The sequence below is a fragment of the Fuchsiella alkaliacetigena genome (assembly GCF_023227765.1).
Taxonomy (GTDB): Bacteria; Bacillota; Halanaerobiia; order Halobacteroidales; family Acetohalobiaceae; genus Fuchsiella; species Fuchsiella alkaliacetigena.
The window spans coordinates 1-20436 of sequence record NZ_JALKBZ010000035.1; the positions used below are offsets into that span (position 1 = coordinate 1).

Consider the following 20436-nt stretch of genomic DNA (forward strand, 5'->3'; position numbering starts at 1 on the left):
AAGTTTATCTCCTTTCTAATGTGTTATTGGTTTGCTCACCAATATTTTATCAAAGGAGATAGCTTATGCCTACCTTTATTTTAACCGATGGATAATATTAACAAATGATTGCATAGAAAGAGTTGATGGTAAGCCTCAAAAACTAAGCTTCCTTCACGCTTTAATTTCTGCCAAAACTGCTCTCTTGGCGGAGGAGGATCAGCTGCTACAATTTCGTAAATATTCCTACCCAGTAGCTCTTTTTCACTATAACCATGTAGCTTAAGGGCTCTTTGGTTAACATATTCTATTTCTCCTTGCGGAGCTACTCTAAAAATAGCCAAATCTGCATTATCCACCGCAAACTGGGTCAGATAAAGATTTTCATCTAAACTTTTCTTTTCCAAAGCAGAGTTAATTACTCTACCAATATTTTTTAAAAACATTATATCTGCTTCTGAGTAAGATAGTTCCGAGTTAATATTAACTAAACTAAGATAAGCTATTTCTTTTCTCTCCTCCAGCAATGGTACAGCAATCAGAGAGTTAATTGAGTTTTCCTTAAATATTTGTTTTTCTTCTTCTGCCTTATCAGGTAACTCTGCTAAGCTTTTTATTACTATTTCTTGGCCATCATTAATTTTTTGATTCCACCAGGATAAATGATTTTGTGATTGGGAAAAGAGAAGCTCAAAATTAAAATCACTATCCTGGCGGAAAAATTTATAATTAGCTTTTATAGCTCTATTATTGGGAGAGAAAAAAACTAGATAGCTCAAATCAGCATCAATAAAGTTTGATAAGGAAGCAAGTGTTTCTTTGATCGTAATCTCAATTTTCTCTGCAGGTTGATTAAGAAAAGAAATATAAGTCTCAGTAATAAACTCCTGTTTATCTAGCTGCTTCATTAAATTTTTTTGAGCCTGATAACGTTCAGTTATATCTAAAGCAACTTCAATTATCCCTTTTATATTACCATCTTGATCTAGATCAGGAATAGCCTTTATCTGCCAAACGCTGCCGTCAACCTTATTCATTATTCCTTTCTCTATTTTCTTACTTTGTTTGGCTCTCACTACTGGACAGTCCTGACAATAATCCGTAAAGTCCCATTTTCGATAGCACTTTTGGTCATTTAAGTCCTCCGGCGAAGCATTAAAATAGTTCTGAACTGCTTTATTGCTCCATTTAATCTTAAAATCGCTATCCAGATAAACAATTAATTCTTCAAGATTACTTAATATCCTATCTTTAATATCTTCATTTCTCATCTATTCGCTCACCTCATCTAATATAATCAAAAAAACCCTAAACCTAAGTAAAGGTCTAGGGACGGTTTCACCACTAGCTCCATATAGCCCAGGTGTCCAAATATAGGCTATACTTCAACGCTTCCCTGGCTTATTTTTAACATTGTTAATATTAATCAGTATTCTTATTAGGTTAATTCTACATTTCCTTAAAAAACCCTTTATAAATTCATAAATTTTCAAAAAACTTTAGCCTATTATTTAATTTACTAACTTCTTAAATATAACACTAAATTAAATAGATGGAGTTTTTCAGAGTAATGTATAATGACTAGTTAAAGTACAAGCGTCGCTTGAGGCATTTTAGATAAATTTAATCCCTTTTTTACTTTGAAAGTAAATAGATCAAGCAAAATGCTTGATCTATTTACTAAGTCAGCAGACCTTCAAAACATAACTCTCTTAAGTCCTCTTTTAAGTTTTGCTCCGGTAAAGCATCACTAAAGACAAAGTAGTGAAGTACATTAATATTAACCATACCGATTAAGGCTACTGCTGCTGTCTCTATATTTACTTCTTTAAAATCTCCGGTCTCCACTCCGGCTGCTATTATCTCTTCAATCAGCACAGTATGGTTCATGCGAACCTCCCTAATGTTCTCTTCAAACTTATCTTTATAACCCCAAAGTTCACGCATTAAAAATTTACAGAAGCTATGGTTTTGATTATAAAACTCCAGTTTAGTATCAATTAAGCCTTCAAGTTTTTTAACCGGATCATCAATATCTTTGATATTTTTTATAATCTCTGCTGTTAATTCATCAATCCCGAATTTGATCAAGGCTGACACTAGACCTTCTTTATTATCAAAGTGACGGTAAATTGTCCCCTTACCTACGCCAGCCTCTTCTGCTACTTCTTGCATCGTAGTTTCGGCTGAACCCTTTTTGGAAAAGATATCTATTGCCGCCTCAATTATCTGCTTTTTTTTAGCATCCATTATCTATCTCTCCTCAATTAAAAGTCTGCTTGCAGTCGAGCATAAAACTGATCATCACCTAAAAACTCTCCAAAACCACCTGCTTCCAACTTATTTTCTACTATCCTACCTCCTACTTTTAGATCTACAGAGTCCACTACTGAGTAGTTAAACTGGGGTTCTATTAAGTAAGATTCGCTCTCTAGATCATAGAGTGTAGTCAACTCTACTTCATGAAAGGTAAAGACTGGTTTGGAAGCATGTAGATTGAGGGCCCGGATATCGTCCTCAAACTCATTTCTTCCTTCGTTATAATAACCCTGAGCTACGAAATAAAGATCGTTACTGGAGGTATAATCACCACCAAAAGTAGCCTCCAAACCATTATCATAGTCGTCATAGTGATTATAAGTAGTCTCCAACCAGACCCCAAAATTGTTAATATCGCCGATAATATCGAAGCCTACTTTATTTACTTCTGGGTAAGCCATATTAGCTGGAATTTTATCTTCGCCAATAGAAATGAAATTCTCACTTGGCTCTTCTGTGAATGAAATTACAGGCAAAGTATCATAGCCATGATAAGCACTAAACGAAACATCATAACCTCTAAAACCACGTTGAGTAAGCTTAGCTCCTGCTTGGATATTCTCTAACTCATGCTCTGGATAGTCATAGTTAAGATTCTGAAAATCATCTTCATCAGCTAATAATTGAGCTTGCTGCTCTAACTCTCGCAAGTCTAAACTACCTTTAAAGAAAGGCACTACTACTCCACTAAGCTCCGTTCCTCCGCTAGTATAATAAGTATTCTGCACCGCCTTTACACCTAACTTCTCATCCAGCGGCTTAAGATCCCTGATATCCTGCGGGTTAAAGTAGTCCGTAGGCTGCAACTTATAACCACTACCCCAGTTTATGGTCTGCTTACCAATTCGCCAATCGCTATTTAAGGTATAGTAATCTAAATAAGCCTCTCGAATTTTCGCCTCCAAAGTGTAGTCCTCATCCAGTCTAAACTCTAAATCCACCTGTAAATCAGCATCAAAGCCAAACTCCTGTTCTAAGATTAAGTTAAACTTTTCTAAACTTTCCATATTCCCATCTTCATCAACTATCAAGTCACTACGCAAAGTACCGGAGAAATCCACGTCATCAGCCATCAAAGCTGGAGTTAATAGGATCAGTAAAGCTAAGGTTAACGTTAAGATTTTTAAATTTTTCATGATTTTTTTCCTCCTTCAAAAGATTTGTTTAAAATAATATTGTCCTATTGTTTCAGAGGACAGATGATAGAGGATAAATTAAGATCAAAAGATAAAGTTCAAAGACAATTAGACGCTGACTAAGTTCTGACAGAATCTGACTAAAACATAAGAAACTTTAAGACCTTAATTCAATCTACCTGATAAATCCCAGTAAATTCTAGCTAATTTATAAAAGATTCAGTTTGCTTTCTTAAACCTTAATTCAAGCTTAATTTTAGTTCTGAACTTATCTCTTAAGGTTTAGTCAGAACTTAGTCAGATTTTAGTCTGTGTCCAATAGCTTTTAATGTCTTGAACTTATCTGTCCTCTATCATTTGAACTTAAACTATCAATTATAAACTATCAACTGAACTTAATATCGTTGCAGATTTCGAGTAGTAAATAACCTTGGATCAAGCTGCTCATCATAAATAATCTCTTCTAAATAAAGCACCGTCTTGGTATCATCCTGCACATCACTCATAGTCATCTGACCTGCTGTCCAGTAACCATCGATCTCCTTAATATCCTCATTCTCTAACACCTTATATAGCTCTTCATCTTCATCATAAAACTCCACCTTAGTAGGAAACCAGTTGCTCTTTTGTACCCACATTTTACCATAACTATACTCAATCTCTTCATCGGTAGGAATAATCTCCAATAGGTACTCCTCATCATTCTCTTCTATAATTGTAGCGTCATAATCGTCATCATAATTAGCTCCGCCTAACAAAGACAGATCATTATAACTAAAGTCAGTACCTACAAAGCTATTATTCTTATCAGATCCTGCTATCCTACGGACACTGCCTACCGCCGGCATGTAAAGATACATATCATCATCGTCCGAATCGTGAGGATCTCTAGTCAAAAATCCAGTTCCCTCTACACTAGCTGGCTCTAAAAATCTGACCTTACCCTTATCATAATCCGGGCCATCCATAGTATAAGTCTCCAACTTCCTATTTCTCACTCTATCCCCATCGTGCAGCTCCATGCTAAAGGTAATCTGTGCCGTATCAGCACTAATAGACTCCTCTACATTCTCCAAGACATCATTTCCCGTCAACTCCTGCGCCGTAGCTAAACCACTTAAGCTTAATACCAACAGACCTACCAACAGTAATACAAAGTACTTCTTCATGCTAACTCCCCCTTAAATTTATTTAGTTACTTCTTCTTCCTTACTCAAAGCATTACTCAAAGCCTCACCAGTAATAATCAAAGCCGGTAAGACTACCATAGCGCCAATAAAAGAAACTATCATAGTTACTGAAGTCAACAAGCCAAAGGTTCTTAAAGGTGGAAAGGAAGATAACAATAAAACCAAAAATCCAGCCGTCACTGCCGTAGCATTGAAATAATTAGCTCGGCCTACGGTATGAATAGCCACCTCTAAAGCCGGGCCCAGCTCTGCTCCTTCTTCTCGCTCCTCTAAATAACGAGTATAGAAGTGAATTCCATAGTCTACTCCAATTCCCACAGCAATACTAGCGATCATACTAGTAGCCACATCCAAAGAAACAGCAGTCCAGCCCATTAATCCGAAGTTAAAGAGAATAGTAACCGCAATCGGAAAACTACAGGCAAAGCCCTTCAGTGGCGACTTCAAAAGAATACTAGTAATGATAAAAGCCAAAATAAGCGAAGAAATCAAGCTTCTAATCTGACTATTAATAATCATATCAGTTAAAGTATTAGTTAAGACCGGGATTCCAGTTACCGTAATCTGATAATCCTCATCCCCAAATCTGTCCTCAATTAAGCCATCAACTTCAGCCAAAGCTGCTTCCAGCTCAGTGCTATCAGCACTAGCCGTATTCACCCTTATTCTAGACTCTTGATGATCAAAGTCTATAAAATCCCCCAATAAGTCCTCATCATCGGAAGCCAACAGCATTAAAAACTGAGCTACTGCTGCTTGACTATCAGGTAAACGCTCAAACTCTTCATCTCCCTCATTCAAAGCCTTATTAGTCTCCTCTAATAACTCAACTACCGACATAGAGTTACTAAAGAGAGCCATGTCCTCTAAGTCTTCCTGTAAACCTTTAACTTCCTCTAAAAATAAAGGATCTTCAATACCATCCGTAGCCTGAGTATCTATTACAAGCTCTAAAGTATCAGCTCCCCCAAACTCCCGATTAGCTAATCGGTCAGCCTGACTGATCTCACTATCCTCCTCAAAAAAGGTAATATAGTTAGTCTCCGGCTGAATTCTAGGAATAGCTAATAAAGAGATAATACAGACTACTACTACTCCTAAGACTACCCATCGATAATGCTGATTAGCCACTTGAGCCAAAGTATCAAATAGCTTAGTTAATAGCTTACTATCTCCAGCCGACTCTATATTCCGCGGCTCCTTCAATAATACCAAAACTGCGGGCACAAAAAAGGTGGAAATCAATAAGGCAGCCAATACCCCAAAAGCTGTAAAGAGACCAAACTCCTTAATAATGGTTAACTCCGAAAAGCCTAAGGAGGAAAAACCAGCTATCGTAGTTACTCCGGCCATAATAATAGCTAAGCCTACCTTAACAATACTATTATTGATAGCCACTTCTTCACTTAAGCCCTCCTGCTGATCCTCATAGTAACGAGCTAATAAGTGAATAGAATAGGCACTACCCACACTAACTAAGAGCACCGGCAAGACTGTACTTACTATAGATAAGCTTCTACCTAACAAAGCAACTAAGCCGATAGTCCAAGTAACACTGATAAGTACCACTGCAATAGGCAGGATTACGCCCCTTAAACTTTTAAAGCTTTTATATAGAATCAACATCACTATTAAAGAAACAAGCGGAAAAAGCCTCAAAATATCTTCTTTCATATTATCGGCCATCTCGTTAGTTAAAACAGGATTTCCGGTTAAGTAATGCTCTTCTGCTAAGTCCATCCCCTCTCTAATCTCTTCCACTTGCGAGACTACCTGTTGTTGGTCAGCCTCTGGACTTAATTGAGCAATAATAGTAGCTGCACTAAAGTCCTCAGCCACCAAAGCTCCCAAATAGCGATCTCTAGTCTTTAAATCTTCACTTAAAGCTGCTACCTCTTCCTCAGTAGTAGGTAAATCCCTAATAAAGTCTCTAATCTCAATAGTAAAGTCTTCTCCATGTATCTCTTCAATATTACTAATACTACGTACCTTATTTACTCCTTCAATTTCAGCAAACTCCTCAGTTAAGTAATCGATATTACCTAAAGTATCTTTATTAATTACATTTTCACTTTCTAATATCATTACTACGTACTCAGAACCACCATACTCATCACTAATCTCATCGAAAGTTTCTACCGTCGGATGTCCATCTGGAAACATTTCCTTCATATCGGTATCAATTTCTACATCTAAAGCTTGATAAGCAAAGAAAACTGTAATCAAAATCGTAACTAAAATAATTAACTTTGGATATTTCTTAATAAATCTTTGTACTAACCACATTTTACCCCTCCTTTGATAGAACTGACCAGTCAGTCTGATTGTATTATACATACTTTGCTTATATTTGTCAAGGAATATTTCCAAAAAATTAAAGCCCTATGGCATGTTAACCATAGGGCCCGATTAAAATCCAAATTAAATTATTAGCTATCTAGATAGTCCTCTTCATCCTCTTCAGTCAGCTCTTCATTTCTTTCTCTAAGTTGCTCTAATCTTTCTTCAGAAACATCGTTCTCAATTAGATTATTATCAAAAATCTCTTCATTATCGTCATCGACATCAAATACAGTATCATCGTCACCTAATACAGTATCATCACCTAATACTCCGTTATCTAGCTGCTCTTGACCATAATAATCTTCATTTAGCTTTTCCTCTTCTTGGCGAAGATTATTATTTTCAAAGAGGCTATCTTCAAAAAGTTCTTCATCTTTAACTCTACCGCCAATATCGCTATCTATCTCTTCCTGTTCTACTCTATTTTCTGTTCTCAACCCCTGCTCTTGCTGAGCTATATTTTCTTCCTCAATATTTCTTAGTTCTTCTACTTGATTGAGGTCCTCACTAAATTCTTCTAGATCTTCCTGCTCAATATTCTTTAACTCATCTATCTCCTTAGGGTCTCTAGTTAATTCCTGCTCTTCTTCATCTATCTGCTTATCTTTTTTAGACATTATTTATTCTTACCTCCTTAAGCTTTATTGTCTGTAAAGTAGACACCGATAATACCTAGGACATTCTGCTAAGGAGAACAAAAGTCTGAAGTTTAGTACTTATCTTCTTTTCCAATTTCACTATCACTTATTTCATTAATGCCTATCTCACTATCTTTGATAGCTTCTTCGGGCTGAATCTGACCTGTGATAATCTTTCTTTCTATATCATTGAGGTTTTGTTGAGCATAAGCCTGAATAGCTTCTAAATGCTTAGGCATTTTGCCACCTCCTTAACTTTAGTCTCTCAGTATCAACAGCAATAATACCTAGGACATTCTGTTAAGAAGGTCAAAGTTTTTTAGTTATATTTTTTATCTTTTTGAGTGATAATAGATAGTTGAAAGGGGCATCAAAATATGAAACTAAACAACTTATTTGCAGATCCAATCACCCTCGGAGCAATTACCGGAATTGTAGCTAATATTCCTAAGGAGATAATGAAGCTAATTTTTCAACAGTTCGGCTGGCAAAGGTATTCCTATACTCAGATAGCCGCTGGACTTTTTGTACCTCAAGATCTTGTTTCAAATCCCTTAAGTTTAATTTTTGGAGCAATCACAGACCTAACTGTAGCTGCTTCTTTAGGAGTCTTAACAGTATATATTATTAAGAATACTGGTGATGACTATCCTCTTTTCAAAGGATTATTAGTCGGAATGATGAGTTATATCTTTCTTTACGGACTGATTTTAGAATTAGATATCACCAGTACCAGTGTAGCCACTCCTTTACCTAACTTTTTAGCCTTAATCCAACATATTATATTTGGATTAATTATGGGCTGGTTTATTAAACGTTTCGGTAAACTAAAAACACCAGAAATTTAATCAAAGCTTATACTTTTATTCTCTAGAAATTAAATAGCAGATATCATTAAAAATAACAAATTCACTCTGATTAAGAGCAATCAGAGTCATGTTCTCTTCTTAATTCCTCTATAAGTGACTCAACCTGAGAAGCTTCACTAGTCTTATATCCACACTCTTGACATCTTAAAATATAGCTTAACGGCTTATCGTAGAGTTTTGCTTCACTACCTTTAGCTTCCATCTTCTGTAAAAGCTCGATCTGAGGATTATCAATTTCTTGGGTAAATAGTTGACAGTTCTCTATATCTTTAAGCAAGTTTTTCTTGTTCACCTTAGACAATCCAAAGCTTTCTAAAAAATAATCAGCAAAGTTATCTATTTCCGTTTCCTCTAAATCAACAAAGGCCGGCTCTCCACTTATTCTTAGCTTAGGAATAGTCTCTTGATAAAACTGTTCAATACTGGAGCTAAAAGCACGAATTCCAACCTCTCTCTCTAACATCCTAATCTTCTGCTCAAAATTATCAAAGTTAAACTCCTCTGCCCCTTCAGCCATTTTATACTTATATAGCTTCTTTAATTCATAAGCTAAAGTAATTGCTTCATGGCCTTCTTTTAATAAAGAGTTAGCTAAGAAAATATTATAAACCTGGGTAGCAGCCTCGAAATAGCGCTGATATTTATTTTCCAACTTCTGAGTAGACTCCGCTTCTCTATCAATCAACATAGCATTATTGAATTCCAGTTTAAAAAAGAATAAAGCTAACTGATATAAAGAGTAAGCATAAAGTAATTCATCGTCCTCTCTTACCGAATAGTTATAAGCAATTTTACTATATTTAAGGGGAATATCCAATAAAGTAATTATCTCTTTGGCAAAGGAAATCTGTTCTTTAAGCGACATAAAATCAGGCTTACCTTCTGAATTGCCATTGACAATATTTCTCTCAAAGAGGAAAACCCCCAACTTATATAAGTTGATTGAGGTAGTTAATAATAAAAAGTGCTTTACTCTTTCTTCAATATTAGCGGCTTTAATCTCTGCTAAGAGAGTCTCTATCTCTTTAACAATAGCTAAAATATCTCCCCGACTTTTAATAGTTGAAAACATCTGTAAATAGATCATTTCCAGTTTAATGCTGAACTTATTAGTTAAATAATTCAACCTTACTATTAGCTTAGCTAGCTTATTTAAGTAACTTTGTCGGTCTAAATCTCCTAAAATAAACTCTATCTTACTACTCAAAAAATTCAATAGTTCAACTGCTTCTGCTAACTCATAGTTCTCTCTAAACTCTTTGCTTCTTTTTAGGTAGTATTTAGCCTTAATATATTCACCGGTTTTGATATATACTAAAGCGGCCAAAAGAGAAAATTCCTGGGAATTGTTAATTTTAGCAAATGATAATCTAGATAATAAACGGTCTAATAGCTGATAGTCTCGTTCATTAAATAGTCCAAAACCATACCTCTTAAAGGCTTCAATAAGTTTATCAAAGCTATTCAGCTCTAACATCTCTGCTTGTTCAGCAAGTTCCTGATTAACAAACTTCAACAATGATATCCCGTGCTTTCTACCAGGTTCCATCAACAAAGTATCTTGGTTTTTAAAACGATTTAAATATACATTATATATATCTGACATCTTCTCGCTAGTAAGAGTATTTTCAACTGGCAAATTAATATTAACTCTCTGTAGATCCTGCCACTCTTTGCTATCTCTTTGCCTAGTTATCCTATTAATAATATTCTCTACATAGTCAAAGTAAAAAGATTCTGAATTCTGATCATAAATGATAATTAAGCCATATTCCGGGCCCTGCCGAGCAAAACATCTCAACCTAGCTATTTTAAAGGGATAAAAGATATACTTACTTCCCTTCTTTTCAATAGTACTTATTTCAGCACTACTCTCTAACTGAATAAAGAAACTCTTATCTGTCGGCAAATTATCAATTAACAGTCCAACTTCAAAAACTCCTTTACTAGCTACACTCTCTTCTCTTAAGATAAAACCATTTTCCTTTGTAAAAAGAGAATCTAGAGCCTTAATTGCCTCTTCCGCTACTATAGAATCTTCGTCTGTCTCAAGGTTATCTAGCAAAGACATTTGCATCCTCCTTAATTTAATTTTAAATTAACATGCTAATTATATAATTATTATTTAAAATATTCAAATGATTCGAAGGATCTAAATAAAAAAATATATTTTCATATTTCCTTCATATTTCTCTTCTATAATTCGAGATAAGAGTTAAGAGAACTGAAATATAAGTTTTGAAGAAAGGAGGGAATAAGATGAGTAAGAAAATAGTTTTAACGCTTTGCTTCCTTTTGATTCTGTCCAGCCTGACTACTGTTGCAATAGCCAACACTAATGGAGAAAATGCCCGCGATGAAGTAGCAATTGAAAGAAATGCTCGGGCAGAAATAGGGCCCGGAATCAACTGTGATGATTGTGATGGTGAAGAAGTTCGCTTGCAAAGAGAAGTTCGAGAAAATCGACGTTTAGAAGCAGGTGAAAATGGAAACAAAAGACAGGTGCAAAAACAACAAAGGAGACAGGCTTTCACAGCTAAATAGTTTTTTAGAAGGTAGGCTAAAGCCTACCTTCTCTCCTTTTAAATAGTAATTCAAAATTATTATAGGAATAATATAATTAGGTGTAGAAATCAAATATAGAAACACTTGAACTGTCTAGAGGAGCTGATAACTGTGAACAATAAAAAAATTCTGCTTGCCGAAGATGAGTCTCGAATGCAAAAGGTAGTCTTGGCCTATTTAAAAGAGGAAGGATTTATTGCTAAGGGAGTCAAAGATGGCGAAATAGCATTAAAGGAGATCCATAAATTTAATCCAGACTTATTAGTACTGGATTTAATGTTACCAAAATTAAGTGGTGAAGAGGTTTGCCAGCAGCTAAGACAGTCTTCTCAGCTACCCATACTAGTCTTAACTGCAAAAAATAGAACAGATGATAAATTAAACTGTTTTGAATTAGGAGCCGATGATTATCTAGTTAAACCCTTTGAACCTAAAGAACTAATTGCCAGAGTTAAAGCTATCTTACGCAGAAGTGACTATCAAAATAAAAAATGTGAAGTCCTGGTCTTAGCTGAGGGAAGAATAAAGATTGATTTCAATGCAAAAATAGTTAAACTAAATGGAAAGGACGCCCAATTAACCCATACAGAGTTTAAAGTTTTGCAAAGCTTAATCCAACATCCTAATCAAGTTCTTTCTCGTGAGCAATTACTTGATAGAGCTTTAGGATTTGATTTTGATGGTTTTGATAGAACTATAGATACCCATATCAAAAATATCCGCCATAAGCTATCTTTAAAAAAAGATGAATATATCATCACGGTCTACGGAGGCGGCTATAAGTTTGTAAGTGATGATTATGAGTAAGATCGGTTATAAACTCTTTATTATAATCTCTTTGATCTCTATTGGGGGATTAATACTGACTTTATTTTTAGTTAATTCACAAGTGGAAAACCACTTCAAAGAGTATATTAATCAGGAAAAAAGAGAGGAGATAAATAAATTAGTAGATGTTCTAGAACAAAAATATCAAGAAGAAGGAGTACTGGAGTTAGATGAAAACTTATTGGATAATTATATCTCCAATCAGAATATTATCTTCTATTTTACCAATAAAAATGGAGAGCTTATTTATACTAATTTAAGAACACAAGGTCGTAGACAAGAAGACTTTGATTTAGAAAGTGCTAATCAAGAAGTTCTTTACGATCAAAATAGTAATCAAATTGCCTATCTTTACTGGCAACTACCAGGACGACATAGAGTTGAAACAGTCCAACAGAGTAGATTTATCGAAAATGTTAAACAGACAATCTTTTTTGTCGCAGCTATTATTATTTTCATCTCACTGGTAGTTTGTCTCTTAATTTCTAGGCACCTAACTTCACCTCTATTGAAGATGAATAAGATGGCAGCTGCTATTGCCAGAGGCGATTACCATCTCCGAGTGAAGAGCAAGGGAAATAATGAAATTAGTGAGTTGGGAGATTCTCTTAATCAGATGAGTGATAGATTGGAATATCTTGAGAAAACCAGAGAAGAATCAACTGAAGATTTAGCTCATGAACTACGGACACCTTTAGCAATTATCTCTAATTATTTAACTGCTATCAAAGATGGTATCTTTGAGGCCGATGCTTCAACTATAGAAGAAATGAAAGCAGAGTTAGGCAGGTTAGAAAGATTAGTAAATGGTCTGGAGAAGTTTGCTGAGACAGAGAAAAAGTTAATTTATAGTAAGCTGGAAAAACTTAATCTTAAAAATGTTATTAAGCAGAGTGTGGCTAATTTTAGAAAACAAGCCGAGAATAAAGGAATTAAACTCTATACCTCTTTAGAAGATAGTCTTTTTATGCGAGGAGATAGTGATGCTTTAAAGATTGTCTTCAATAATCTAATATCTAATGCTATTAAGTATTCTGCCACTGGAGATAAGGTGAAGGTTAAGTTAACTAAAGAAAATAATATGCTGGTTATTAGAGTTATCGATGAAGGAATCGGCATTCCCAAAAAAGATCTACCTTATATTTTCGAAAGATTTTATCGTACTGATAAGTCCCGTTCTACCAAAACTGGTGGTACTGGCTTGGGATTGGCTATTGTTCGTAAATTGGTTAGGGCCCATAACGGAGAGGTAAGTGCTAAAAGCGAAGCAGGTCAGACTATCTTTAAAGTTAGCTTTCCACCTCTCCCTTAAAGTCCTAAACACCGGATCCTTTTTTCATTAATTTATTTAAATAAGCTATTTATGATTCCGCGCAAATTTCTAATGAATTCTTGAAAAGTTTTCTCCAGTTTATTATCTCCTCTATTGATAATTATCTTTTTATCACTTACAATAATTTCTACATCATCTACCTTAAAACCTTCTATCTGAGTAGTTGAACTAATCTTTTTACCTGCGGTGATAACTTCTAGATTTTTCTTTAATCTACTCAATTCTAACCAGACTCGCCATTCTTTTAAGCTCTTAATACTCAACTCTGGTACTGTTTTTGCTTTAAAAAGTAGCATATCATTAGTATATATATGACTGCCACTTACCCCATATCCTTCGGGTTTAATAGATCTATCTAGTTCCTGCCATTCTTCTACAGAAAATAAATAATAGGGTTGCTCTCCATTAGCTTTAGTCAAGGGAATATCGATCTCTTTACGTTTTTTAACTTCCCAATTTTTTATCCTTCCATAATATCTTACTCCGGAATTTTTAGAAAATTTTTTCTTGCTCTGATATATAGCAACATACTTTAATTGTCGGTCTTCTAGATTTACTCTTGTACAGGGAGTATGATAGTACTTTTTCTCAAATAGTAATTCTAGCTGCTCCTTATTTCTCAAAGAGCCTACTAGTACATTCTGTTCAAAGTTCATCTGCTGCTGATACTCTTCAACTCCCTGGGGAAGAAGGTTTCTTTCGTAGTTACTAATTGGAGTTTCTTCAATTAATTCCTCCAGAAATTCTGATACTAACTCTGTGCTGTCAGGCAAAAAAGGGAAGGCACCAACGTTCACCTGTTCTATGCTTTGATAAAAGTGATGGTTTCTGAACTCTTCCTCGTCATTATAAGGAAATAAAATATAGGCGCCGACTATTGTTCTTTTAAAGTCATTACTACTCCGATAGACTATAGCATCTCGATAGCGATGCATGGTGTTGATGGTCTCTTCTTCAGGGCCCGGGCCCGCATACTTGCGCCCATAACTACTATCCGGATAGGCCGGATTAAGCCGATACTTAGCATCAAAGACAAATTTATATTGAACTTGAGAGTTTTCTTTTTGTAGGGATAATACTGTATCTGGTTTTTGACCAGTAGTTACTCCCACTCCTTCTTTTAAATTATAGCCTAGTTTGAATTTCTCTCCGGTTTTAGTATTTTTATATTCAACCTCAGCGCTGCGAGAAGTATTCAAGGTAACATATATCCCTGAATAGTCAAAGTCAATCAAAGTGCTCTTAATTAGCTCATACTCATCACTCAAAATCCGATTAATTTTCAAAAAGCACCAATACTCATAAAGCTTCCAAGTTTCCTTCATTGATTGATTAAAGACTTCACCATTGATATTTAAACCTTTTTTCAACATCAAATAGTACTTATACATCTCTCGATACCCCGGAGCCATCTGTAAAACTAAAGAAAGAGAGTCCATTTTATACAGCTCTCCTACTCGGCTCAAAAAGCTCCTTTTTAAAATGTAATCAAGCTCGCTGATCATGCTCCGGGCCCGATTCACAACCTCTACCTCTACATCCCTACCATAAATAGCCCTATACCTCTGCAAAAACTCCCTAGTCTTCTTAATCACTTCCTCAATCATCCACTTTACAAACTTATTTTCAAAGGTATCGAAGCTAGTCCGTTTATCTATATCCAACATTTCAACTGGCAACTCCAGCTCTTGATCATAAACAGCCGGATTTTTGCGCAGCCACTTAATACTCTGTTTATTGATCTTTTTAACTTTAGAAGCTGGACGAACTTGGCGAGTTTCATTTAATCTATGGTGGGGGGATTTCTTTATTCGGCGAAAGGCTTTTTTGAAGTTAGTGAAGATAGTATCTAAAATAGTGAAAAATTCGCTATGGCTGATATCCTGTTCAGCGCTTAAACTCATCTCCTGAAAAGTGCGACGCAAGAAGTCATAAGCTAGATTATATACTTCCTGATTAACCTCCCTCAGCAAATTATTATAGTCCTGCTGATAGTCTAACTTCGAAGGAAAAACTTCGATCTTTAAAATTAATAAAGGAATACCTTCTTTTCTAATCTCTAATTCAGAATAGCCTACGTCATTACGAAAGTTGATCTGCCCGGTTAAAATACTCGGATCGCCACTTAAAGGAGTTACCGATTCTCTAATTCCACGGTTAGAATGATAAAATTCCAGTTGACTATTATCTTTACTCTGAATTATTAATTGATAATCCTGCCACTCGAAGAAAAAAGGATAAACAGAGTCCGAGCGATATTCCTGCTTCTCTTCTGGGGGAACAAAGTGCAGAAATTCCAGCAAATCTGTATTGATAGGATTTACTTCTAAGGAAGCTTTAACTGAATCTCTTTCTGGATACAGTTGTTCAACATCAGGATGAACTGGTTTTCCTTTGATTGTAAATTTAAAATCAGCAGTTTCTATATTAATAAGCTCTATATCTTTTCTTTGATAGGTCAAAATAAATCCCTCGCTTTTTACTCTGGTGATATTGGATAGTGAGTATCTTCCCTGGCTCTGAGAACAAAATCACGAATATTTTTCATAGAAGGATTATTCTCTATGTAGTCCAGTACTCGCTTAGAAGCTTGAGTATAATTACCTTCTCTGACAATTCGGTTATTATTAATAATTCCCAACTGTATAGCATAGCCGGTAGTATACTTATCAAAAGGCACCATGCTCTTTCGATTAGCTGAATAGATTAACCCACTAGCAACTACTAGGCCAACATTATCCAAACTCAATAAAGATATAATAAGCTGATCAGGATCAGTTTTGTATTTATTAAATAATTCAATAATCCTATCTATCTGTTTTAAGCATCCTTCTCTATGTATCGCTGCTCCATTCATAGCAGGCCAAACGTTATCAAAAAGAAAGATAATATCTTTCTTTGTTGGTTTATTTAGTGACATTCAAATTCAACTCCTTCTTGACTTTTATAGCCAATAAGCCGTAAATCCATCTTCTTCAAATCTTTTAACCATATAAGCTAGTTTTCGAGCCGACTCTGGATAGGGTTTGATCTCATTTTCCTCAGCATAATCAACTATTTCATCACCAATTCTTACTGGCTCCTCAGTCTTAGAATACTTTTCAGTTCCTGAAACAATAGCAAATAGATCCAATAATACTCGCTTAATTAATCTAGAACTACCCTGAATTCTAGGTAAAATCTTTTGCATTAATTGAAAGTCAAAGGCTTGTTCAAAATCAAGCAGATTATGTTGATCGTTATATAATAGATAAAAACAGATTTCATCTCTGACTCTATAACCTATATGCAGACTAGCCTTTTGAAGAATATCATTTATTTCTATTAGTCGATCAACTACTTGCTGTACTAACTCTTTATCTTCTGGGCTACAATCGTTCAGAGTAACATATTCAGATTTAAGAAAGCTACTATCTGGACTAATCTTAATCTCTTTACCTTCCTGACCTAAACTGAAATTATCTAACTTGATAGCTGAGAACTCAATAGTATTAGCTCTATCCAATACCTTTTTACTAAAGGGATGAGTGGTTTCATCCATATTAACAGTACCTACAATAAACAAATTGTCGGAAAGATATATCCCCGCATACTCTTCTTTATCTTCATTCTTAACAAAGTCTTCTGGCTTAAGTAATGGAGCAGACTTAACTTCTCCATCTACATGTTGTCTAGTCTCCATCACACTTAGCAAATCACTGAAATAATACTCCACTCGGGCCAGATTCATCTCATCTAAACAAACAATATATGTATTTTCTCTATCCCGATTGGCCTCTTTGATGAAGTCTATTAAGGGCCCGGGATTAAATTCACCTTTGATATCGCTATATCCTAGAAGATCAGACCCATCACTCCAGTCTGGCCGAACAGAAATAAGCTTAAATCTACCATTTTCAGTTGTACAGTTTATCGCTTCGGCAAAAAGTTTTACTAGCTTAGTCTTTCCGGTTCCTGAAATACCTGCTAGTAGCACAAAGGGTTTAGTCTTTAAGGAAAGATAAAAGTTTTCTATTAAACCCTCTGGATAAGAGAAGCCCTTTGCATTTATATAGCTATGTATTTCTTCAATTTTTTCTTTAACAGATAATACATCTACCTCTTTAACTAACTCATCTCTATTTTGGTTATTTTCAATATAAGCTTTCTTATAGTCATCATATATTTTTAAAATTGCTTCCAAATCACTCACTAAAACTTTTTCGCTTGGAATATCTCCTTTTAAATACTTCTTATAACAAATAGTAGCTAATTCATATTTGCGACCTCTTTTATGCTCTGAAAGATTTATATTATTATCTACACTAAAATCTTTCAAATTTAAACTTGCTCTGAGTCTATCTCTATCTTCAATTAACTTAGTCTCATTTTTATTACTTACCCCTTGCATTAAAGTTAGATAAAAACTCTCCATTTTTTCTGAAAATATGTAAGTTATATATATTCCCTCTCTAGTAGTAGCTGTTAGGTCTTTATCCATAATAGCAATCCAAGGTACTCTAGCCCAATTACCTTGTCCTATTGATCCTTTAATATTGTAATTATTATCAATAGCTAACATCTGAGTAATATATTCAGCCAATATTTTTGGAATTTCATTTCTAAATAGATCACCTAATTTATGTCCAGCAAATTCTTCGCTTTTTCTAGCCTGATAATAATCATTCACTACTTGTTCAAAAGCATTTTGTAACTTACTATCCTGCAAATTCTTATTGCTTATAAGCTCAAATCTATATTTATAAGGTGTATCGGTAGGATAAATATTAATATATTCTGCATTTTCATCTGGCACGTCAACTTGTGGTCTCTTCTGCCCTTCTTCTTTTAATTCTTTTCTTTTCTTGATTATGTATTGATAACTGTTAGCAAACTTTTCCTTTAAGAAATCCTGTAATTTCTCATTACTATCATATCTAATTTGAAGAGTTGTGCCTTTGGCATTTCGATCAATATTTCTCAAAGAGGCTGTAAACTCATCACCTTCGATAGATATTTTAATTTCCTGACTAGTTCCTTCATCTAAATTCTCTTTATTGATCTTATTCAACTTTTCATGATAGTCAGCAGATATAGTAAATCCCCAATTAAAAATAGACCAATTAACTTTCTTAGTAAATAAAAGTTCTTTTTCACTACCTCCTGAACGATAATTCTCTAACTCAACAATTTCAAAACCTCGTTTACTTAAATAACTATTTGCTTCTCTACCCCCACTAAAACTCGGTGTTTCATAATTAGCCGCAATCCTGATTATTTCTTTCACTGGATATAGTTGATCATTATATTTAATAGCATATTTGTGATTCTTATTTTCTATAAAATCTCTCCATTTTTCTGTGTCTCTATATTCTTTATCGAATTTATGAAGAGCATTAACTATTTCTTCTCTGCTCATATCTGGAATAGCCATATCGTATCCTCCAACTCTTTCATCAAAATAAGTCCTAATTTTCTGATCAATATAGTTCTTTATTTCTGAAATATCATCTCTGGATAGCTGACTCCATAAATCATTATCCATAGTAACTAAATTATTATCCAATGCTAAATAATCTATTTTATCCAAAGGCATTCGTTTTACATAATTTTTGACTTCCTTTAAAGTTGAAGTTTCAATATTTCTGATCGTTGACGTAGCATCTTCAGTTTCTACTTGTAATTCTAGGTTTGCTCTATCTAAATAAAATCCCTGAAAATACTCCACCACATCATCAATTTTAACTTTTCCATCAATAGCTAAATCAAAGAAAGCTTTATATACAATAAATTTATATGATTTTTGATAATTATTCAAATCCCTTTTTATATTATCTATTACCTTCATTATCATAAGCCCCTTATTAATACATGAAATCTACACTGGTTCTAAAATTACTCATAAACCCTCAACAACTTCAACTTCTTCTCAAAACTCCCCCGCTGCTCTGCCTTCTCTTGTCTCATACTTTCTAGCTCTGCAAAAGAAACACCTTCCGAATCTAAGATAGCATATATAACCTCCAGTAGGTCAGCTAACTCCTCGATCTCTCCCGACTCATTATACTCCTTAACTTCCTCCATTAGCTTCATCTTTAAATACTGCCTGTACTCCTGCTCCTCCATTATCTCTACCTCGTAATCCTTTCCTGCTTCTTCAATAATTTCAGGAATCCGATCTCTAATTAACTTATCATACTCCTCCATCAACTAACCTCCTCTAGACTTGAACTCCTATACTCCTCATATAGCTCAAACTTCCGCAACTTATCCTTATTAAGCCACAACTCAAAATTATGCAAGGTTCTAAAGTGATTATTAAGCAAACAAGACTTCAACTTATCTTGCAGCCCTATTAGTGGAAAACTATCTTGGCCCTCCAACCAATCAATCCAATATAATAAATCATACCAATTATCATAGATCTTCTTACCGTACTTATCGCGAACATTAAAGATCGCATCCCGCTCCATATTAATCACAACATTATATATCTGCGACTCCTCCGGGAGCAAATGACCGATTACACTCCTGACATCCTGCACGTGCATTCGATTTTGTTGATAAGGATTTCTCCGGCTAGATTCATAACTTCCGTTATAAACCTTCCACTCTTGATCTCCGATTTTCCCTACAATTAAACCGCGCCATTTTTTAACCTCAATCACATAAACATTCTTTTTTCCAATTAGCAAAGAGTCAATCTGGCGCAGATATTCACCTTCCCCGCTAAAGTATAAGTTATTAAGCACCTTAAACTGACTATCCTTTAAAATATTCCTCAGCGCTTCAGTAAATTCATCTTCTCCCCGATCTCCCCTTCTCACATGCTTTTGATTATTATCCGATCTCGCGTAGTCCTGATAGCTATCTAGTTCAACAATTGGTTTCCTAAGAAAGTAAATCAAAACTAAAAAGCTAACAACTCCCGCATACAAAAAGTACCCATAATAAAAGCCGTACTGTAAATAGTAACCGATTAAACAGGCCACTATTATTAAAGCTGCAATAAGACTGATGATTTTCTTCTTCTTCAACTCCTGCTGCTTGATCTCCTGATTAAAGTTCAAAAATGAACGCGAAACATTATCCTCTTCCCTATCTTTTATAATTTCTGCCATAATATCACTCCGTTTAATATGATCTGTGCTTCATCCTCTAGTTTTAATAATATAGCAACTTTGATTATATTTATTCTCGATAACAAAGCAAATTCCTTTAATTTTGGGAGCAATAATCTAATTTTGACAAATTAAG

At 34.7% G+C, this 20436-nt stretch carries 17 protein-coding genes and 1 riboswitch; of the genes, 4 read left to right on the forward strand and 13 right to left on the reverse strand.

Annotated features, from left to right (window positions below):
* Window positions 1–80 precede the first annotated feature (80 nt).
* The 7 genes from MWH30_RS09955 to MWH30_RS09985 form a co-directional block, all read right to left on the reverse strand.
* Window positions 81–1250, reverse strand: coding sequence for a PAS domain-containing protein (locus MWH30_RS09955; protein ID WP_248663929.1), 1170 nt, complete (start codon window positions 1248–1250; stop codon window positions 81–83).
* 50 nt (window positions 1251–1300) lie between these two features.
* Window positions 1301–1384, reverse strand: a riboswitch (cyclic di-GMP riboswitch).
* Window positions 1385–1659: 275 nt separating this feature from the next.
* Window positions 1660–2229 (reverse strand): TetR/AcrR family transcriptional regulator, encoded by a 570-nt coding sequence (locus MWH30_RS09960; protein ID WP_248663930.1) that lies wholly within the window; start codon window positions 2227–2229, stop codon window positions 1660–1662.
* Between the two features lie 17 nt (window positions 2230–2246).
* On the reverse strand, window positions 2247–3434 hold the full coding sequence (locus tag MWH30_RS09965; protein WP_248663931.1) for a hypothetical protein: 1188 nt from the start codon (window positions 3432–3434) through the stop codon (window positions 2247–2249).
* A gap of 395 nt (window positions 3435–3829) precedes the next feature.
* On the reverse strand, window positions 3830–4603 hold the full coding sequence (locus MWH30_RS09970; protein ID WP_248663932.1) for an outer membrane lipoprotein-sorting protein: 774 nt from the start codon (window positions 4601–4603) through the stop codon (window positions 3830–3832).
* A gap of 18 nt (window positions 4604–4621) precedes the next feature.
* Entirely contained in the window at window positions 4622–6910 is a 2289-nt protein-coding gene (locus MWH30_RS09975; RefSeq protein ID WP_248663933.1) for an efflux RND transporter permease subunit, read from the reverse strand.
* A 143-nt stretch (window positions 6911–7053) separates the two neighbouring features.
* A complete protein-coding gene (locus MWH30_RS09980) occupies window positions 7054–7584 on the reverse strand; it encodes a hypothetical protein (protein WP_248663934.1) in 531 nt (176 codons plus the stop codon).
* Between the two features lie 92 nt (window positions 7585–7676).
* The gene (locus tag MWH30_RS09985) at window positions 7677–7844 is read right to left on the reverse strand and encodes a hypothetical protein (protein ID WP_248663935.1); all 168 of its coding nucleotides are present in this window, start codon (window positions 7842–7844) and stop codon (window positions 7677–7679) included.
* A 138-nt stretch (window positions 7845–7982) separates the two neighbouring features.
* Between MWH30_RS09985 and MWH30_RS09990 the strand changes: the two genes are divergently transcribed.
* Entirely contained in the window at window positions 7983–8453 is a 471-nt protein-coding gene (locus MWH30_RS09990) for a hypothetical protein (RefSeq protein WP_248663936.1), read from the forward strand.
* A gap of 70 nt (window positions 8454–8523) precedes the next feature.
* Here MWH30_RS09990 and MWH30_RS09995 read toward each other — a convergent pair whose 3' ends face one another.
* Window positions 8524–10545 (reverse strand): DUF4365 domain-containing protein, encoded by a 2022-nt coding sequence (locus MWH30_RS09995; protein WP_248663937.1) that lies wholly within the window; start codon window positions 10543–10545, stop codon window positions 8524–8526.
* A 188-nt stretch (window positions 10546–10733) separates the two neighbouring features.
* Between MWH30_RS09995 and MWH30_RS10000 the strand changes: the two genes are divergently transcribed.
* The 3 genes from MWH30_RS10000 to MWH30_RS10010 all read left to right on the forward strand — a co-directional run bounded on the left by MWH30_RS10000 (window position 10734) and on the right by MWH30_RS10010 (window position 13179).
* Complete coding sequence (locus MWH30_RS10000) at window positions 10734–11018, forward strand: hypothetical protein (RefSeq protein WP_248663938.1); 285 nt, start codon at window positions 10734–10736, stop codon at window positions 11016–11018.
* A 132-nt stretch (window positions 11019–11150) separates the two neighbouring features.
* The gene (locus MWH30_RS10005) at window positions 11151–11846 is read left to right on the forward strand and encodes a response regulator transcription factor (RefSeq protein ID WP_248663939.1); all 696 of its coding nucleotides are present in this window, start codon (window positions 11151–11153) and stop codon (window positions 11844–11846) included.
* Entirely contained in the window at window positions 11833–13179 is a 1347-nt protein-coding gene (locus tag MWH30_RS10010) for a sensor histidine kinase (RefSeq protein ID WP_248663953.1), read from the forward strand. Before MWH30_RS10005 ends, MWH30_RS10010 begins: the two co-directional genes overlap by 14 nt.
* Window positions 13180–13211: 32 nt before the next feature.
* On the opposite strand, the gene MWH30_RS10015 is transcribed toward MWH30_RS10010, so the two are convergent.
* From MWH30_RS10015 to MWH30_RS10035, 5 genes are read right to left on the reverse strand one after another with little or no spacing between them, the layout of a single operon-like run.
* Complete coding sequence (locus MWH30_RS10015) at window positions 13212–15662, reverse strand: restriction endonuclease-like protein (RefSeq protein WP_248663940.1); 2451 nt, start codon at window positions 15660–15662, stop codon at window positions 13212–13214.
* 17 nt (window positions 15663–15679) lie between these two features.
* A complete protein-coding gene (locus MWH30_RS10020; protein ID WP_248663941.1) occupies window positions 15680–16120 on the reverse strand; it encodes a hypothetical protein in 441 nt (146 codons plus the stop codon).
* Between the two features lie 24 nt (window positions 16121–16144).
* Window positions 16145–19027: an McrB family protein gene (locus MWH30_RS10025; RefSeq protein ID WP_248663942.1), complete on the reverse strand. Its 2883-nt coding sequence runs from the start codon at window positions 19025–19027 to the stop codon at window positions 16145–16147.
* 47 nt (window positions 19028–19074) lie between these two features.
* Complete coding sequence (locus tag MWH30_RS10030) at window positions 19075–19386, reverse strand: nucleoside triphosphate pyrophosphohydrolase (protein ID WP_248663943.1); 312 nt, start codon at window positions 19384–19386, stop codon at window positions 19075–19077.
* Window positions 19386–20300 (reverse strand): nuclease-related domain-containing protein, encoded by a 915-nt coding sequence (locus MWH30_RS10035; RefSeq protein ID WP_248663944.1) that lies wholly within the window; start codon window positions 20298–20300, stop codon window positions 19386–19388. Before MWH30_RS10035 ends, MWH30_RS10030 begins: the two co-directional genes overlap by 1 nt.
* Window positions 20301–20436: the final 136 nt, after the last annotated feature.